This window comes from Rhizobacter terrae (assembly GCF_003852895.1).
GTDB lineage: Bacteria > Pseudomonadota > Gammaproteobacteria > Burkholderiales > Burkholderiaceae_C > Albitalea > Albitalea terrae.
Window position 1 is genome coordinate 869389 of sequence record NZ_QUSW01000001.1, and the last position, 16767, is coordinate 886155.

The following is a 16767-nucleotide window of genomic DNA, read 5'->3' on the forward strand; positions in this document are numbered from 1 at the left end:
GCTGACCTTGCCGAACGCCATGACCGTCATCACGCACATCGAGGAATTCCGCCACATCGCCAAGCGCCGCGTGCCGCGCATGTTCTACGACTACGCCGACAGCGGCTCCTGGACGGAAAGCACCTATCGTGCGAACGAGAGCGACTTCCAGAAGATCAAGCTGCGCCAGCGCGTGGCGGTGAACATGGAGAACCGCAGCACGGCCACGACCATGGTCGGCGTGCCCACCGCCATGCCGGTGGCGATCGCGCCCACGGGTCTCACCGGCATGCAGCATGCAGACGGCGAGATCCTTGCCGCGCGCGCTGCCGAGAAATTCGGCGTGCCCTTCACGCTCTCGACCATGAGCATCTGCTCCATCGAGGACGTGGCGGCGCACACCAAGGCGCCGTTCTGGTTCCAGCTCTACGTGATGCGCGACCGCGACTTCATCGAAGGGCTCATCGACCGCGCCAAGGCCGCGAAGTGCGGCGCGCTGATGCTCACGCTGGACTTGCAGATCCTCGGCCAGCGGCACAAGGACATCAAGAACGGCTTGTCGGCCCCGCCCAAGCCCACCCTCGCCAACCTCATCAACCTTGCCACCAAGCCGCGCTGGTGCCTGGGCATGCTGGGCACGAAACGGCGGCAGTTCGGCAACATCGTGGGCCATGTGAAAGGCGTGGAGAACATGAGCTCGCTCAGCGCCTGGACCGCCCAGCAGTTCGACCCCAAGCTCAACTGGGGCGACGTGGAATGGATCAAGAAGCGATGGGGCGGCAAGCTCATCCTCAAGGGCATCATGGACGCGGAGGATGCGAAGCTGGCCGTCGACAGCGGCGCGGACGCGCTCATCGTCTCCAACCACGGCGGGCGCCAGCTCGACGGTGCGCCCTCGTCCATCGAAGCGCTGCCCGCCATCGTCGACACCGTGGGCTCGCGCATGGAGGTGTGGATGGACGGCGGCATCCGCTCGGGCCAGGACGTGCTCAAGGCCGTGGCCCTGGGCGCACGCGGCACGCTGATCGGCCGCGCCTTCCTCTACGGCCTGGGCGCGGACGGTGAAGCGGGCGTGAGCCGCGTGCTGGAGATCATCCGCAATGAACTCGACCTGACGATGGCGTTCTGCGGCAGAACGGACATCCATCAAGTCGACAAGAGCATCCTGCTGCCGGGCACCTACCCGGCGTGAGGATCAGCGGCGGCCACCGAAGGCGTCGATCACCTTCGGCGTGCCCTTGCTGCCGCCATCCACCGGGTTGGGGTTGGTCACCAGCGTGCCCGCGGGCAACGACAGCATGTGGCCGCCGGTGGCGGCCGTCCCGCCGCCTTCGCCGTTGGTGCGACCGCCAGGCCCGAAGCGCTGGCCGGGCTTGAGCATGACGGTGCCGCCGCTGCCGGTGGATTCGTCACCCGTCTTGTTCTCCGTGGTGCCGCCCACCTTGTTCACCCGCTGGCCGTTGTGGCTGGTCGTGGGTTGATCGTCTTGCACGGTGCGGCCCTTGTCCTTGCCGCCACCGCCTTCCTTGGCGGGCTTCTCGCCCTTCTCCGTCTGCTTGTCGCCCTTGCCGGAGTTGTCCTTGGAGGAATCCTTGGTGTCCTTGCTGCTGTTGTCCTTGGGCGCGTTGTTGTTGTTGGCGGGCGCCGCCGTGCCCTTGCCGGTTCCCGTGCCGCTGTTCTGGCGGCTGCCGCTGTCGGTGCCTTTGCCGAAACCCTTGTCGAAGTCCTTGCCCAGACCCTTGCCGGTCGATTCGCCCGGGCCGCGCTGGCCAGGCACGCCGATGCCCTGGGTGCCGGTGCCCGGGGTCGTCTTGTCGGTGCCGGTGGCCGGATTGATCAAGCGCACCGAGCCGTCGGGTCCGACGAACTTCGTGTCGCCCGACACCGGGTCATGGCTGGCGCGAGTGCCGTCGGAGTAGGAGACGGTGCCGTCGGGGTTGATCTTGCCGGCGTTGCCCGAGGGATCGGTGCCACGCAGCGTGGCGCCATCGGAGTAGTGGAAGTTGCCGTCCGTGCCGCGCGTGGGGCCGCGGCCGCCGGACACATCGACCGTCCCATCCGGGCGCGTGATCTTGGATTCACCCGTGCTCACGTCGTGCGTCACCGAGGTGCCGTCGGAGTAGCGGATGGTGCCGTCCTTGGACGCGGTGCCGGTGCGCCCGCTCGGGTCGGCAGCGCGCACGCGGGTGCCATCGGAGTAAACGAAGTGGTCGCCCTTGAGCACCGGAGCGGCCGAGCCGCCAGCGGCGACGGCCAGGCCGGTCGCAAGGACGAGGGCCACCGCCGCGGCGATGGGACGAAGGGTGTGTCCGAAACTCCTCATGGCTCCTCCAGGGGGTTGTCGTGGTTGATGGCGTCTCTAACGCCGCGCCCCAGGAACGGCTGACAGGTATTGATCCAGGGCCTCGATCGCCACTCTCACCTTCGCGGGTTGCGCATCGCGCTGCGGCGTGACGGCCCAGACGTCCAGCGGCTCGATCTGCCACTGCGGCAGCACGGCCTGGAGGCGGCCGGCCGCGAGGTCGTCGGCCACGTCCACGCGGGCCATCATGGCCAGGCCCAGGCCGGCCACACACATCTGCTGCAGGGAGAACTGGTTGTTGCTCTGGATGCGTGCCTCGACGCGGAAGGCCCGCGACTCGCGCTCGGGCCCGCTCAGCTGCATGCTCAAGCCCTGGCCCGGCCGCGCGAAGGACAGCCACTGCCGCGAGTGCAGGTCCTCCGGTCGCGTGATGGGCGCCTGCGCGGCGAGGAAGGCCGGCGACGCGCACAGCATGATCTCGAAGCCGCACAACCGGCGCGCAACCCAGTTCGAATCCGGCAGGCGGCCGAAGCGGATGGCCAGGTCGATGCGGGCCTCGATGAGGTCGATGCGCGCGTCATCCACCAGCAGCGTGAGCGTGAGGCCGGGATGCTCCGCCAGCGTGTGGCCGAGCGCCGGCGCGATGTGCCGCGCGAACCCGACCGGCGCGGACAGGCGCAGCTCGCCGGAGGGCGCGTCGCGCGAATGGGCCAGTTGTTGCTGCGCCCGCTTGGCAGCGGCCAGCATGGCGGCACAGCCCTCGTAGAACTGCTCGCCGGCCGGCGTGAGCGTGAGCTTGCGGGTGGAGCGGTGCATCAGCGTCACGCCGTTGTCGCGTTCGAGCTGGCGGATCTGCTGGCTCACGGCGGAAGTGCTCATGCCCAGCAGGCGTGCCGCGCCGCTCATCGAGCGCTGCTCCACCACCGTGGCGTACACGGCCATGCGTCGAAGGTCGTCCATGCCTTGGATTGTGAAGCATGGCTTCACAGAATTCTCTGAATCGACCAGCTAGTGCAGCGATTGTGAAGTCTCTATCGTTACGGACATGCACTTCCAACCCGTTCACCCAGGAGCACATCCATGAACATCGTCCTCATCGGCGCCACCGGTTTCGTCGGTTCCAAGGTCCTGGCCGAAGCGCTGTCGCGCGGCCATCAGGTCACCGCCGTCGTGCGCGACGCCTCCAAGCTGCAAGCGCAGGACGGCCTGACCACGGTCGCCGGCGACGCTGCCGATGCCGACAAGCTCGCCGCCGTGACCAAGGGCCACGACGCCATCGTCAGCGCCTACAACGGTCCGCGCGGCACACCCGAGTTCGCCCAGCGCTACATCGCCGGCACCCGCGCAGTCATCGCCGCAGCCAAGCAGTCGGGCGTGAGCCGCGTGCTGTGGGTGGGCGGCGCCGGCAGCCTGTTCGTCGCGCCGGGCGTGCAGCTGGTGGACACGCCGCAGTTCCCCGAGGAATACCGCGTCGAAGCACGCACCGCACGCGACGCGCTCAACATCTTCCGCGACGAAACGCAGCTGGCCTGGAGCTTCGTCTCCCCGGCGCCGCTGCTGGTGCCGGGCCAACGCACCGGCAGCTTCCGCCTGGGGGGCGACCAGGTGCTCATGGACGGTGACAAGCCCGGCAGCATCTCGGTGGACGACCTCGCGGTGGCCATCGTCGACGAGCTGGAGAAGTCCGCCCACGTGCGCCAACGCTTCACGCTCGCCTACTGAAACGCCACTGACAAAGCTTGCCCATTTCCTGCAATTTGGGGGTTCAAAAAGGCTGACACGAGACTTACAGTGGGCCTCATCCGTTGTCGCTCGGGAGCCCGCCATGACGCTCAGTCAGTTCCATGCGCTCAAGCTTTGGCATACCAGCCACTCGCGCGAGCGGCCCATGGAAAAGAACACCTGGGACATCGTCGTCACGCTGTGGGTGAGCGGCTGGGTCGGCGGTGCGGTGGCGCTCATCCTGGGCGCCCCGCTCGCGGAAATCCTGTGCATCTCGCTGCTGTTCCTGCCGGGCACCTACGTGGCCTGGCGCGCGAAGCTGCACCGCGCAGGCCGCCTGCGCTGCGACTGGATCAGTGCTCTTCGGTGAGCGCGCCCGGGCCCGTGCGCGGGCTCAGCGCCATCAGGTCCACGCAGGCCTGCACGACCTCGCGGACCAGGTCTTCATCCACCGGATAGCGGTAGCGAAAGCGGATGTGCCGCATGCCGCGCCCAGTGCCTTCCAGCTCGGGGAACTGGTCCGACAGCGACGCGCCATTGAAGATCTGCAGGTTGGCGTGGTCCTTGTGCATCACGATGGCCACGGCGTGCGTGCCTTCGTGGGTGAACATGAGGTTGCCCCACTTCACCGTCTGCACGAGTTCGCTGGACGCATCCTGCACCAGCGCTCGCAGGATGCGGGCGAGGTCGCGCTGCTCGGGACGCAGGTTGTCGAACCAGGTCTCGATCAGGGCAGCAGGTCTCAGGATGGATCGCATCAGGAATGAACCTTCTCAAAGCTCCCGGGATTGCAGGGTGTCGCAGTCGTTGACCCGGCCGCTTTGAAGACCTTTCTTGAACCAGGCCACGCGCTGTGCGCTCGTGCCATGGGTGAAGGTTTCCGGCTGGATCGTGCCGCGCGCCTTTCGCTGCAAGGTGTCGTCGCCGATCTGCGTTGCGGCATTGAGCGCTTCTTCCACGTCACCTTGCTCCAGCACTTGGCGTGCCGCCTGTGCGTCGTGCGCCCAAACGCCTGCGAAGCAGTCCGCCTGCAGCTCGACGCGCACGCTCACGGCGTTGTATTGCGTCTCGCTCATGCGCCGGCGCATGTTGTCCGTCTTGTCGGTGACGCCCATGAGCTTCTGCACGTGGTGGCCCACCTCGTGGGCGATGACGTAGGCCTGGGCGAAGTCGCCGGGCGCGCCCAGGCGGGTGCGCATGGTCTCGTAGAAGCCGAGGTCGATGTAGACCTTCTCGTCGGCCGGGCAGTAGAACGGCCCCATCGCGGATTGCCCCTGGCCGCAGGCGGTCTGCGTCGCACCGCGGAACAGATGCAGCTTGGGTTCCCGGTAAGTCCCACCGGCGGCGCGAAACTTTTCACGCCAGACGTCCTCGGTGTCGGCAAGGACGACCGACACGAACTTCGCCATCTTGTCGTCCGTGGGCGGCTTGTGGGCGGGTGCCTGCTGCACCGTGCCGCCGCCTCCGCCGCCGCTCATGAGTCCGAGGATGGTCAACGGATTGATCCCGAAGATCCAGCCGGCCACGAGCGCGATCGCCACGGAGCCCAACCCGATGCCGCCACCGCCGAGACGGAATCCGCCACCACCGCCACTGTCGCGGCCGTCCTCGACGTTGTCACTCTCCCGATTGCCTTCCCATTTCATGCCAGATCCCTCGGAGTGGTCATGGGCGCATCGTACGCGCCTGCCCTTCGGGATGCTGGGGCAAATCGTGTGCCCGGGAAGGCGGGCCTCAGGTCTTGGGCAGTGTCACGCCGCGCTGGCCCTGGTACTTGCCGCCGCGGTCCTTGTACGAGGTCTCGCAGACCTCGTCGCTCTCGAAGAACAGGACCTGCGCGCAGCCTTCGCCCGCGTAGATCTTGGCGGGCAGCGGCGTGGTGTTGGAGAACTCCAGCGTCACGTAACCTTCCCATTCGGGCTCGAAGGGCGTCACGTTGACGATGATCCCGCAGCGCGCATAGGTGCTCTTGCCCAGGCAGATGGTGAGCACGTTGCGCGGGATGCGGAAGTACTCGACCGTTCGGGCAAGCGCGAAGCTGTTGGGCGGGATGATGCAGACATCGGACTCGATGTCCACGAAGCTCTTCTCGTCGAAGGCCTTGGGGTCCACCACCGTGCTGTAGATGTTGGTGAAGACCTTGAACTCCGGCGCGCAGCGAATGTCGTAGCCGTAGCTGGAGGTGCCGTAGCTCACGATGCGGTGCCCGTCGGCCGCGTGGCGGACCTGGCCCGGCTCGTACGGCTCGATCATGCCGTGCTGCTCGGCCATGCGGCGGATCCACTTGTCGCTCTTGATGCTCATTGATTGTTCCTGCGGAATTGCAGCGATTCTAGGCACCGCCGGCCGCCGCCCCGAGCGCGGGCAGATCCAGCAGCTCGATGACGCCATAGCGCAGGGCCAGCATGCCTTGCGTTTCCAGCGATTTCAGCGCCTTGTTCATGCTCTGGCGGCTCACGCCCAGCATCAGCGCCAGTTGTTCCTGCGGCAGGCGGATCTGCCGGCGCGGCCCCTCGGTGCGCGCACCGTAGCCATGCGCCACCAGCCACAACCGCTTGGCCAGCCGCTGCTCCAGCGACAGGTGCGCGATGTCCTCCAACACCGAGAACGCCAGCCGCAGCTTGGCGCAGGCGAGGCGGCCCAGGTCGCGCCAGTGGGCGGGGTTCGCGTCCAGCCATTCGTACAGCCGCGGCTGCTCCACCAGCAGCACGCGCGTCTCGCCGTCGGCGACCGCATCATGCGTTCGTGGCTGGCCGTCGAGCATGGAGATCTCGCCGAACCACTGGTAGGGCTCGATGTAGGCCAGCAGCGACTCGCTGCCATCGGACTGCAGGGCGCCCACGCGCAGGGCGCCGGCGATGACGCAGCACAGTCCGTCGGCATCGTCGCCCCGGCCGAAGAGGGGCTGGCCGGGCGCGAGCTGCACCGGCCGCGCGCGGTCGAGCAGCGCTTGCTGCAGCGCATCAGGGCAGGCAGCAAACCACGGGTCGGTGGCCAGCGCTGCGCGCAAGTGCGTGAGGGAGGTGACGGGCTGCAGCATCGGGTGTGCGGAAAATCGCCGATGTGGGGAGTGTCGGCATTTTGACAGTCGCGTGTCGGTGTGCTGCACTAGCATCAGTGCATCGAAGGAGACATTTCATGCGCAAAGCCACCGAGCTGATGGTCCAGTACGCGGCGTATCACCGCGACCGCCGCAACATCACGACCCACTTCCTCGGGATTCCCCTGATCGTCTTCGCCGTCGGTGTGCTGCTGTCGCGGCCTGGCTTCTCCGTCAACCAGGTGGCCCTCACGCCCGCCTGGGTGCTGTGGGGCGTGACCGCCATCTGGTACCTCACGCGCGGCAACCTCGTGCTTGGCGCGGCCGTCACCTTCGCCACCGGCGTGCTGATGGCGCTGGGCCAGCCGCTGGGTGCGGGCACCACGGCCGCATGGCTCACCTGGGGCATCGGCTCCTTCGTGGTGGGCTGGGTGCTGCAGTTCATCGGCCACTACTACGAAGGCCGCAAGCCGGCGTTCGTCGATGACCTCATCGGCCTGCTGGTGGGCCCGATGTTCGTGACCGGCGAAGTGCTGTTCGCCATGGGCCTGTGCAAGCCGCTGCTCGAAGAAATCGAGCAACGGGTCGGCCCGACCATGATCCGCGACCTCGCGCATCCGCTCACTTGATGCGCCGTTGGCTCATCCGCGCCGGCCTTGCACTGCTGGCGCTGGTGGCGGTTGCCATCGCGGCGCTGATGCTCCTGTGGCAAAAGCGCCCATCGCTCGAACCCTACCAATCCCTTACGCTGCCGGCAGCGCCCGAAGGCTCGCCGATCCGCGTGCGCTTCGCTGGCGTCGCCACCTTGGTCTTCGACGACGGCGACACCGCATGGATGACCGACGGATTCTTCTCTCGGCCCGGTGTCTCCAAGGTCTTCTTCAGCAAGATCAGGCCTGATGAAGACGCCATCAACCGCGAACTGAAGCACCTCAACATCACCAGGCTCGCCGCGGTGGTCCCCGTGCACTCGCACTACGACCACGCCATGGACTCCCCGCTGGTCGCGCAACGCACCGGTGCCCTGCTGGTGGGCTCGGCTTCCACCATCAACATCGGCCGCGGGCTTGGTACTGCAGAGGACCGCATGTCGGTCGTGACCGCCGGCAGCGTGGTCGAATTCGGTGCCTGGAAGCTGACCTTCATTCCATCGCGCCACAGCCCCACGCCGTTCAGCGACGGCAAGACCTCGGAAACGGTCCTGACGCCGCTGGTCACCCCCGCCCGCGCCACCGCCTGGAAGGAAGGCACGGTCTGGTCCATCCTCGCGGAGCACAACTCCGGGCGGACCATCCTGGTGCAAGGCAGTGCCGGCTTCGAACCCGGCGCCCTGGCTGGCCGGCATGCCGACACCGTGTTCCTCGGCGTGGGCACGCTGGGCAAGAAGACGCCGGAGTACCGCTCGCAGTACTGGAACGAAGTGGTCAAGCAGGTCGGCGCCAGGCGCGTCATTCCCATCCACTGGGACGACTTCTTCCTCCCGCTGGACGAGCCGCTCGTACCCATGTCCATCCTGGCCGACGACTTCAGCGCCACCATGGCCGACCTGGCCCGCTTCGCCCAGCGCGACGGCGTGGAGCTGCGCATGGCACCGGCCTTCACGCCGTTCACGCCGTTCAAGCCCTGAGAGCCGGCATGGCGTGATGCCGTGCACGCGGCTCGCCCCACTGTCACATCTTCCGCTGGTTTGCGGTGATGCCACGGCATCGACGCCGGACGTATATTCGGCGCCAAGGGAGTGTGGGGGGTGCCCGCCGGGCATGAACACACGCAGGAAGGGCGATGAAGAATCGCAAGCTGTCGATCGCCGCCATGCTCAGCGTGGCGCTGGTGACCGTCGTCACCGTGCTCCTTGGAGCCTTTGCCACCGTCTACTACGCCTCAGAGCGCGACCGGCAGTGGGAAGAACTGCGCAGCGCCTTGAGTGTCAGCGCCGACCAGCAGGCGGCCGCGCTGGCCTTGCCCATGTGGAACCTCGACGCGCCGCACATCATGGCGGTCATCAGGAGCGGCATGCGGCCGCGCGAGGTGGAGAGCATCGTCGCCGGCACCGACGGCAAGACCTACGCGCAAGGCCGCGATGCCCAATGGCAGCTGGCCTCGCCGGTGGCACCGCCTGTGGCTGCGCCGGGCCTGCTCGAAGAGCGTGACATCAGCTACCGCGGCCAGGTGATCGGGCACCTTCGCCTGGCCGGCTCCGCCAGGTTCCTCGAAGCCGATCTGGCCGCGCGGCGGCGCTCCATCATCGCCTTCATCCTCGTGCTGGACGCCGCGCTGGTGGCCAGCCTCTACCTGCTGCTGTGGCAGCTGCTGCTCAAGCCGGTGAAGGGCCTGGAGCAATTCGCGGCCTCGGTGCGCGACGACGGCAGCGAAGCGGCCGAGCCGCCGCAGATGCTCTTCGTCGGCGAGCTGGCCACGCTGCGCGACTCCATCCGCGGGATGATCGACATGCTCGATGCCCGCTACCGCGCGCTGCACGACAGCGAGGAGCGGCTCAAGCTCGCCACGGGTTCGGCCAACATCGGCATCTGGGACTGGGACGTCGTGAAGAACGACCTGGTCTGGGACGAGCAGATGTACCGGCAGTACGGCATCAAACCCGACACCTTCAGCGGCGCGTACGAAGCCTGGTCGGCGGCGCTCGCGCCCGACCAGTTCGAGCACGCCACGGCTGCCGTGAAGGCCGCACTGCGCGGCGACCGGCCCTTCGCCACCGAGTTCGTCATCCGCCGGCCCGACGGCGAGTCGCGCATCATCCAGGCGGCGGCCATCACGATCCGTGACGACCATGGCAAAGCGCTGCGCATGGTGGGCGTGAACTACGACATCACCGACCGCAAGCGAGCGCAGCAGGAGGTGATCGCCCTCAATGCGCAACTGGAGCAGCGCGTGAGCGAGCGCACCGCTCAGCTCGAAGCGGCCATGAACCAGCTCGCCAACGCACGCGACGACGCAGAGTCCGCCACGCGCGCCAAGAGCGAATTCCTGGCCAACATGAGCCACGAGATCCGCACGCCGATGAACGCCATCCTCGGCATGACCGACCTGGCGCTGCGCGGCGAGATGGCCCCCAAGCAGCGCGGTTACCTCACCAAGGCGCGTGCGGCGGCGGAGTCGCTGCTGGTCATCATCAATGACATCCTGGACTTCTCCAAGATCGAGGCCGGCAAGCTGGACATGGAGGCCAGTGCCTTCCAGCTGCAGGGCGTGCTCGACCGCGTCACCGCCATCGTGGGCATGAAGGCGCAGGAGAAAGGCCTGGAGCTCTTGCTCAACACCTCGCCCGAGGTGCCGCGCGCGCTGGTGGGCGACCCGCTGCGGCTGGAGCAGGTGCTGATCAACCTGTGCAGCAACGCGGTGAAGTTCACCGCGCAAGGCGAGATCGTGGTGGTGACGGTGAAGTCGGTGATGACCGACGACGAGCACATCACCTTGCGCTTCTCGGTGCGCGACACCGGCGTGGGCATGGGCGAGGAACAGATGAAGGGCCTGTTCCAGCCCTTCAACCAGCTCGACGCTTCCACCACGCGGCGCTATGGCGGCACCGGCCTGGGCCTGGCCATCAGCAAGAAGCTGGTGGGGCTGATGGGCGGCGAGATCGGCGTGAAGAGCCAGCTCGGCAAGGGCAGCGACTTCTTCTTCACCGCGACCTTCGCGCTCGTGAAGGATGATGCCGACACCGCCGAAGCGGTGCAGCCCGTGCAGGGCCTTCGCGACCTGCGCATCCTCGTGGTGGACGACAGCGCCAACTCGCGCGACATCTTCCAGAGCCTGCTGCGCGGCCTGGGCTACCGACCCACCATGGCCAGCGTGGCGGGCGACGGGCTGGCGGAGATCGAGCGCGCCGCGCCCGAGCGGCCCTACGACCTCGTGCTGCTGGACTGGAAGATGCCCGAGATCGACGGCTTCGAGTTCGCCCACCGCGTGCGGGCGATGGCGAACATCCGGCAGCCGCGCATCATCATGGTCACCGCGTACGGCGACGACGCGCTCATGCGGCGTGCCGCCGCCGACAAGCTGGACGGCTGCCTCACCAAGCCCGTGAATGCCGCGGCGCTGTTGGACTCCATCAACAGCGCCTTCGGTGCAGCGCTGGCCCAGGCGGCCTCGACGGAGACGCCCTCCGACGGCTCGCGCGCACCGGCCTCGCTGCGCGGCCGGCAGGTGCTGCTGGTGGAAGACAACGAGTTCAACCAGATCGTCGCCAGCGAGCTGCTCACCGACGTGGCCGGCATGGAGGTGGTGGTCGCCGCCAACGGCCAGGATGCCGTGCAGTACGTGCGCTCGCGCCACTTCGATGCCGTGCTGATGGACGTGCAGATGCCCGTCATGGACGGCTACCAGGCCACCGCGCTCATCCGCCACGATGCGGCCCGGCGCTCGCTGCCCATCATCGCGATGACGGCCCACGCCATGGCCCGCGACCGCGAGAAATGCCTGGCCGTGGGCATGAACGACTACGTCACCAAGCCCTTCGACCCGGCCGAGCTGTTCTCTGTGCTGGCGAAGTGGATCGCCATCGACCGCGGGCTGGAACGGGCTGCACCGGTGACGGGCGACACCAGCCGCGACACCGGGCACGGCGTGTCGTTCGAGCTGGGCCTGCACCGCTGCCTCGGCCGCCACGAACTCTACGAGCGCATCCTCAGCCGCTTCCTCGCCTCGCGGCTGGACGACGCGCGCGACATCCGCGCCGCGCTGGTCGCGCACGACCTGGACCGCGCGGCGGGTATCGCGCACTCCATCATCTCCACCGCCGGCACCATCGGCGCCGAGGCGCTGTCCGATGCAGCCCGGGCGCTGCAACTGGCCATCGATGCGGGCGAGCTGAACCGCCTGCCTGCACTGGTGGAGGTGTTCTCGCAGCGGCACGCCCAGGTCACCGAGGAGCTGCGCTCGTTCTTCGAGCACCAGCGAAGTGCATAGGTGCGAACCGCAGTCCCAGCCGCTGTCAAAATACGTAAACTGAACACGTGACTGACACCACCACCCCTGCCAGCCCCGCCTCCTACTCCACCGCGGAAGTCGCCCGCCGGCTCGGTGTCTCCATCCCGACCGTGCAGCGCTGGGTGGACCTCGGGCACCTCAAGGCCTGGAAGACCGTCGGCGGCCACCGCCGCATCGAGGCGGCCAGTGCCGAACGCATGTTCCGCTCCCAGGGGGCCGTGGGCACCTCGGCCCCGGCCGCACCACTGTCGGTGATGATCGTGGACGACAACCCCGACGACCGCGACCTGCTCACGGCCCTGGTCGAAGCCGCCCTGCCGGCCGCACGGCTGAGCACGGCTGAGAACGCCTTCCAGGCGCTCGTCTCCATCGGCCACCGTGCACCGGACGTGCTCATCACCGACATCGTGATGCCCCACATGAATGGGGTGGAGATGCTGCGTCAGCTCGCCACCCAGTGCGTCGTGCGGCCGCGCCACATCTTCGCCGTGTCCAGCCAGCTGCCACGGCAGTTCGCCCCGCTGGGCACCTTGCCCGACGACGTGACCTTCGTGGCCAAGCCCATCGAACCAGACGCCTTCATCCAGATGCTGCAGGGTGCGGTTGCATCCGCCGACAACCTGCCCTGAGCCGGTGCGCCGGCGGGAATACGCCGCGCGGCATCGCACCGTCGTCGCCCTTGTTCGGCCATCGCGCACTTGCCGGTCAAGTCGCGCGCCCTGCTTCCGATAAGCCGTCGGTGTGAAGCAGTACCCGCAGGGTGGGACAACATCATGAAACGCTGGATCGCCAATCTGAGGATGTGGCAGAAGTTCGCCCTCGTCGGCGCGTTGGCAGCCGGCATGGTGGCCGGCCCCACCGCCATGACGGTCAAGGGCCACCTGGAGGACATGGAGGCCGCACGGCACGAAGCCGCCGGCATGGGACCGGCGGGCGACGTGATCCGGCTGCTCCAGCGCACGCAGCAGCACCGCGGCCTGAGCGCCGCCGCGCTGGCCGGCAACGACAAGGCCCGCGATTCACGCAAGGGCAAGCAAGGCGAAGTCGACGAGGTGCTGCGTGCAGCCCAGGCCTCGATCGCGGCGTTCAGGAACACCGGGCTGGATGCGCAACTGGCAGACATCCAGCGTGAATGGCAGGAACTTTCCTCCGCGGTGGCCGGCGGCAGCCTCCCGGCACCGGACAGCTTCAAGCGGCACACCGCGCTGATCGCGCGCGAGCTCGGCCTGCTCGAAGGCATCACCGACGTGTCCACCCTCGCGCTGGACCGCGAGGCCGGCTCCAGCTACCTCATCGATGCCGTGCTGGGCGAGCTGCCCAAGCTCACCGAAACGTTGGGCCAGACCCGCGCCCGCGGCGCGGCGGTGCTCGCCAAGGGCGAGGCCACGGCCGACGAACGGGCCACCCTGGTGGCACTGGTGGAATCCACCCGCAGCCTCGCCCGAAGCACCCGTGCGCGCATGGACCGCTCGCTGGAGGCGGACCCGGTGCTCCGCGAGGCGCTGGAGGCCACGCTCGCCAGCGCATCGGCCGCCGTGGACGAGGGCCTGAAGCTCACCGACGAGCAGGTCCTTCGTGCGGACAAGCCGACCATGGCCTCGTCCGACTTCTTCGCGGCCATGACGCGGGTGATCGACACACAGTTCGAACTCAGTGCGCAGGCGTTCAGGTCGCTGGACGGCGTCCTCGCCGAGCGTTCTGCACGCGCCCAGCACGAGCTGTGGCTGCTCACGGCGAGCATCGCTGTGCTGGGCGGCGCCGCCACGTGGATCGTCGTGATGGTGACGCGCACCAGCATGCAGTCCGTGACGCAGGCGCTGAATGCGGCGCGGGCACTGGCCGCCGGCGACCTCACCCACCCCATGCGCGCCGACAGCCGCGACGAGATGGGCGAGCTGGTGCACGCGCTGGGCGAATCGATGGAGAAGCTCGCGCAGGTGGTGGGCGTGATCAAGACGACCACGGAATCGGTCAGTACCGCGGCCGTGCAGATCTCGCAGGGCAACCATGACCTGAGCCAGCGCACCGAAGAGCAGTCGTCGCAGCTGCAGAACACGGCGTCGTCGATGGAGGAGATCACCGCCACCGTGCGCCAGAACTGCGACACCGCGCAGCAGGCGACCACACTGGCCAGCACCGCATCGCAGGTGGCCGTGCAAGGCGGCGAGGTGGTCAGCCGCGTGGTGTCGAACATGCAGGACATCTCCGCCAGTTCGCAGCGCATCGGCGACATCATCGGCGTCATCGACGGCATTGCCTTCCAGACCAACATCCTCGCGTTGAACGCGGCGGTGGAAGCCGCCCGGGCCGGCGAGCATGGCCGCGGCTTCGCGGTGGTGGCCTCCGAAGTACGCAGCCTCGCGCAGCGCTCCGCCGAGGCGGCCAAGGAGATCAAGGCCCTCATCGGCCAGAGCGTGGAGAAGGTCGAGGCCGGCTCCAGGCTGGTGGGCGACGCAGGCCGCACGATGAGCGACATCGTCACCCAGGTGAAGCGCGTGAGCGAGCTGATCGAGGAGATCAGCGCCGCCAGCGGCCAGCAGTCCGCCGGCATCAACCAGATCAGCGGTGCGGTGAGCCAGCTCGACGCGGTGACCCAGCAGAACGCCGCCTTGGTGGAAGAGTCCGCCGCGGCCGCCGAAAGCCTGAGCCAGCAGGCGGCTCACCTGGCGCAGACGGTGGCGATGTTCAAGACCGAAGCCTGAGCGTTGATCACAGCAATCGAATAGCGCGCAAACAAGGCTGGTTTATTCGTTTTATTCACTTCATCGTGTCCGCCCCTTCTGCGAAATAGTCTCGCCAGGGAGTCGGCGCAAAAGCACGCAGTGGCTGAAGGACTCAGGACATGAAAAGCTGGATTGCCAATCTGCGGATGTGGCAGAAATTCGCGCTGATGGGCGCGCTGACCCTGTGCATGGTGTCGGGCCCCACGGTGCTGATGGTGAAGGAACACCTGTCGCTCATGCAGGCGGCACGCGACGAGGCCTCGGGCATGGTCCCGGCCGGCAACGTGCTCAAGCTGATCCAGCGCACGCAGCAGCACCGCGGGCTGAGCGCCGGGGCGCTGGCCGGCAACGAGAAGGCGCGCGAGCAGCGCGGCGCCAAGCAGGCCGAGACCGACGAAGCCTTGCGAAACGCCCTGGCGTCGGTCGCCATCTACCGCAAGCCGAAGATCGACAAGCTGGCCGGCGAGATCCAGCAGGAATGGCAGTCGCTGTCCTCGGGCATCGCATCGGGCAGCGTGGCCGTGCCGGAAAGCTACCAGCGGCATACCGCCCTCGTGGCCCAGGAGCTTCGGCTGCTCGAAGGCGTGACGGACGCATCCACCCTGGCGCTGGACCCCGAGGCCGGCACCTACTACCTCATCACCGCCGTGCTGGGCGACCTGCCCAAGCTCAGCGAGAAGCTCGGCCAGCTGCGTGCCCGTGGCGCGCCCATGCTGGCCAAGGGCGAAGCCTCGCCCGAGGAACGCGCCGCCATCGTGACGATCGCCGATGCCGTGCGGTCTTATGCACAGTCCACCCGCGGCAGCTTCGAGAAGGCGCTGGAGGCCGATGCCTCGCTGGTCGCCGCACTCGACAAGCCCCTGGCTGCCGCCACGGCCGCGGTGGATGAAGGACTCAAGCTGGGCGAGGAACAGATCGTCCGCGCGGAGAAGCTTTCCATGCCGGCGCACGAATACATCGCCGGGACCACGCGGGTCATCGACACGCAGTTCGATCTGACCACGCAGGCCTTCAAGGTGCTGGACGGCATCCTCACCGAACGCGCGGCCAGCAAGCAGCGCGAGCTGTGGACGGTGGTCGCCATCATCGTGCTGTTCGGCTCGCTGGCCACCTGGCTCATCGTCGCCGTGACGCGCACCACCACCCGCTCGGTGGACCAGGCGCTGCGGGCCGCCCAGGCACTGGCCGCGGGCGACCTCACCCACGTGATGAGCGCGCCCAGCCGCGACGAGATGGGCCAGCTCGTGAAGGCACTGGGCGTGTCGATGGACAACCTCGCCCGTGTCGTCGGCGTGATCAAGTCGTCGACGGAATCGGTCAGTACCGCGGCCGTGCAGATCTCGCAGGGCAACCATGACCTGAGCCAGCGCACGGAAGAGCAGTCGTCGCAGCTGCAGAACACCGCCGCGTCGATGGAGCAGATCACCGCCACCGTGCGCCAGAACTGCGACACCGCGCAGCAGGCGACCACACTGGCCAGCACCGCATCGCAAGTGGCCGTGCAAGGCGGCGAGGTGGTCAGCCGCGTGGTGTCGAACATGCAGGACATCTCCGCCAGTTCGCAGCGCATCGGCGACATCATCGGCGTCATCGACGGCATTGCCTTCCAGACCAACATCCTCGCGTTGAACGCGGCGGTGGAAGCCGCCCGGGCCGGCGAGCATGGCCGCGGCTTCGCGGTGGTGGCCTCCGAGGTACGCAGCCTCGCGCAGCGCTCCGCCGAGGCGGCCAAGGAGATCAAGGCGCTGATCGGCCAGAGCGTGGAGAAGGTCGAGGCCGGCTCCAGGCTGGTGGGCGACGCAGGCCGCACGATGAACGACATCGTCGCCCAGGTGAAACGCGTCAGCCAGCTCATCGAGGAGATCAGTCGGGCCAGCATGCAGCAGTCCAGCGGCATCGGCCAGATCAGCGATGCGGTGGCTCAGCTCGACACGGTGACGCAGCAGAACGCCGCACTCGTCGAAGAATCGGCCGCCGCCGCGGAAAGCCTCAGCCAGCAGGCAACTCAGCTCGCCGAAACGGTGGCCTCGTTCAAGACCGCGGCCTGAGCGCCT

At 67.8% G+C, this 16767-nt stretch carries 15 protein-coding genes; 9 read left to right on the top strand and 6 right to left on the bottom strand.

The window, feature by feature from the left end; translation table 11 throughout:
• The first annotated feature begins 19 nt into the window (after positions 1-19).
• Positions 20-1171, top strand: coding sequence for an alpha-hydroxy acid oxidase (locus DZC73_RS04025; protein WP_124538882.1), 1152 nt, complete (start codon positions 20-22; stop codon positions 1169-1171).
• 3 nt (positions 1172-1174) lie between these two features.
• On the opposite strand, the gene DZC73_RS04030 is transcribed toward DZC73_RS04025, so the two are convergent.
• Together DZC73_RS04030 and DZC73_RS04035 are read right to left on the bottom strand one after the other, a co-directional pair.
• A complete protein-coding gene (locus DZC73_RS04030) occupies positions 1175-2302 on the bottom strand; it encodes a hypothetical protein (RefSeq protein ID WP_124538883.1) in 1128 nt (375 codons plus the stop codon).
• Positions 2303-2338: 36 nt separating this feature from the next.
• Positions 2339-3241: a LysR family transcriptional regulator gene (locus tag DZC73_RS04035; protein WP_124538884.1), complete on the bottom strand. Its 903-nt coding sequence runs from the start codon at positions 3239-3241 to the stop codon at positions 2339-2341.
• A 120-nt stretch (positions 3242-3361) separates the two neighbouring features.
• Between DZC73_RS04035 and DZC73_RS04040 the strand changes: the two genes are divergently transcribed.
• Complete coding sequence (locus DZC73_RS04040) at positions 3362-4003, top strand: NAD(P)-dependent oxidoreductase (protein WP_124538885.1); 642 nt, start codon at positions 3362-3364, stop codon at positions 4001-4003.
• 103 nt (positions 4004-4106) lie between these two features.
• Positions 4107-4373, top strand: coding sequence for a hypothetical protein (locus tag DZC73_RS04045; protein ID WP_124538886.1), 267 nt, complete (start codon positions 4107-4109; stop codon positions 4371-4373).
• On the opposite strand, the gene DZC73_RS04050 is transcribed toward DZC73_RS04045, so the two are convergent.
• From DZC73_RS04050 to DZC73_RS04065, 4 genes are all read right to left on the bottom strand, one after another.
• Positions 4357-4761, bottom strand: coding sequence for a DUF1801 domain-containing protein (locus DZC73_RS04050; RefSeq protein WP_124538887.1), 405 nt, complete (start codon positions 4759-4761; stop codon positions 4357-4359). The genes DZC73_RS04045 and DZC73_RS04050 overlap by 17 nt on opposite strands.
• 15 nt (positions 4762-4776) lie before the next feature.
• The gene (ypfJ, locus tag DZC73_RS04055) at positions 4777-5649 is read right to left on the bottom strand and encodes a KPN_02809 family neutral zinc metallopeptidase (protein WP_124538888.1); all 873 of its coding nucleotides are present in this window, start codon (positions 5647-5649) and stop codon (positions 4777-4779) included.
• An 88-nt stretch (positions 5650-5737) separates the two neighbouring features.
• A complete protein-coding gene (dcd, locus tag DZC73_RS04060; protein ID WP_124538889.1) occupies positions 5738-6307 on the bottom strand; it encodes a dCTP deaminase in 570 nt (189 codons plus the stop codon).
• A 28-nt stretch (positions 6308-6335) separates the two neighbouring features.
• Positions 6336-7043, bottom strand: coding sequence for a Crp/Fnr family transcriptional regulator (locus DZC73_RS04065; protein ID WP_124538890.1), 708 nt, complete (start codon positions 7041-7043; stop codon positions 6336-6338).
• A 98-nt stretch (positions 7044-7141) separates the two neighbouring features.
• Here DZC73_RS04065 and DZC73_RS04070 point away from each other — a divergent pair, with 98 nt between their 5' ends.
• From DZC73_RS04070 to DZC73_RS04095, 6 genes are all read left to right on the top strand, one after another.
• Positions 7142-7672 carry an Mpo1 family 2-hydroxy fatty acid dioxygenase gene (locus DZC73_RS04070; RefSeq protein WP_124538891.1) on the top strand — a complete coding sequence of 177 codons (531 nt, stop codon included), beginning with the start codon at positions 7142-7144 and terminating at the stop codon, positions 7670-7672.
• Positions 7672-8670 carry an MBL fold metallo-hydrolase gene (locus DZC73_RS04075; RefSeq protein ID WP_124538892.1) on the top strand — a complete coding sequence of 333 codons (999 nt, stop codon included), beginning with the start codon at positions 7672-7674 and terminating at the stop codon, positions 8668-8670. Before DZC73_RS04070 ends, DZC73_RS04075 begins: the two co-directional genes overlap by 1 nt.
• A 155-nt stretch (positions 8671-8825) precedes the next feature.
• Positions 8826-11969 carry a hybrid sensor histidine kinase/response regulator gene (locus tag DZC73_RS04080; RefSeq protein WP_124538893.1) on the top strand — a complete coding sequence of 1048 codons (3144 nt, stop codon included), beginning with the start codon at positions 8826-8828 and terminating at the stop codon, positions 11967-11969.
• 47 nt (positions 11970-12016) lie between these two features.
• Complete coding sequence (locus DZC73_RS04085) at positions 12017-12619, top strand: response regulator (RefSeq protein WP_124538894.1); 603 nt, start codon at positions 12017-12019, stop codon at positions 12617-12619.
• A 144-nt stretch (positions 12620-12763) separates the two neighbouring features.
• Positions 12764-14692 carry a methyl-accepting chemotaxis protein gene (locus DZC73_RS04090; protein ID WP_124538895.1) on the top strand — a complete coding sequence of 643 codons (1929 nt, stop codon included), beginning with the start codon at positions 12764-12766 and terminating at the stop codon, positions 14690-14692.
• 140 nt (positions 14693-14832) lie between these two features.
• The gene (locus DZC73_RS04095; RefSeq protein WP_124538896.1) at positions 14833-16761 is read left to right on the top strand and encodes a methyl-accepting chemotaxis protein; all 1929 of its coding nucleotides are present in this window, start codon (positions 14833-14835) and stop codon (positions 16759-16761) included.
• Positions 16762-16767: the final 6 nt, after the last annotated feature.

Excerpts from the sequence above, each read along its gene's own strand:
- DZC73_RS04025 (WP_124538882.1), top strand. The coding sequence starts at position 20 with ATGACCGTCATCACGCACATCGAGGAATTCCGCCACATCGCCAAGCGC.
- DZC73_RS04030 (WP_124538883.1), bottom strand. The coding sequence starts at position 2,302 with ATGAGGAGTTTCGGACACACCCTTCGTCCCATCGCCGCGGCGGTGGCC.
- DZC73_RS04035 (WP_124538884.1), bottom strand. The coding sequence starts at position 3,241 with ATGGACGACCTTCGACGCATGGCCGTGTACGCCACGGTGGTGGAGCAG.
- DZC73_RS04040 (WP_124538885.1), top strand. The coding sequence starts at position 3,362 with ATGAACATCGTCCTCATCGGCGCCACCGGTTTCGTCGGTTCCAAGGTC.
- DZC73_RS04045 (WP_124538886.1), top strand. The coding sequence starts at position 4,107 with ATGACGCTCAGTCAGTTCCATGCGCTCAAGCTTTGGCATACCAGCCAC.
- DZC73_RS04050 (WP_124538887.1), bottom strand. The coding sequence starts at position 4,761 with ATGCGATCCATCCTGAGACCTGCTGCCCTGATCGAGACCTGGTTCGAC.
- ypfJ (WP_124538888.1), bottom strand. The coding sequence starts at position 5,649 with ATGAAATGGGAAGGCAATCGGGAGAGTGACAACGTCGAGGACGGCCGC.
- dcd (WP_124538889.1), bottom strand. The coding sequence starts at position 6,307 with ATGAGCATCAAGAGCGACAAGTGGATCCGCCGCATGGCCGAGCAGCAC.
- DZC73_RS04065 (WP_124538890.1), bottom strand. The coding sequence starts at position 7,043 with ATGCTGCAGCCCGTCACCTCCCTCACGCACTTGCGCGCAGCGCTGGCC.
- DZC73_RS04070 (WP_124538891.1), top strand. The coding sequence starts at position 7,142 with ATGCGCAAAGCCACCGAGCTGATGGTCCAGTACGCGGCGTATCACCGC.
- DZC73_RS04075 (WP_124538892.1), top strand. The coding sequence starts at position 7,672 with ATGCGCCGTTGGCTCATCCGCGCCGGCCTTGCACTGCTGGCGCTGGTG.
- DZC73_RS04080 (WP_124538893.1), top strand. The coding sequence starts at position 8,826 with ATGAAGAATCGCAAGCTGTCGATCGCCGCCATGCTCAGCGTGGCGCTG.
- DZC73_RS04090 (WP_124538895.1), top strand. The coding sequence starts at position 12,764 with ATGAAACGCTGGATCGCCAATCTGAGGATGTGGCAGAAGTTCGCCCTC.
- DZC73_RS04095 (WP_124538896.1), top strand. The coding sequence starts at position 14,833 with ATGAAAAGCTGGATTGCCAATCTGCGGATGTGGCAGAAATTCGCGCTG.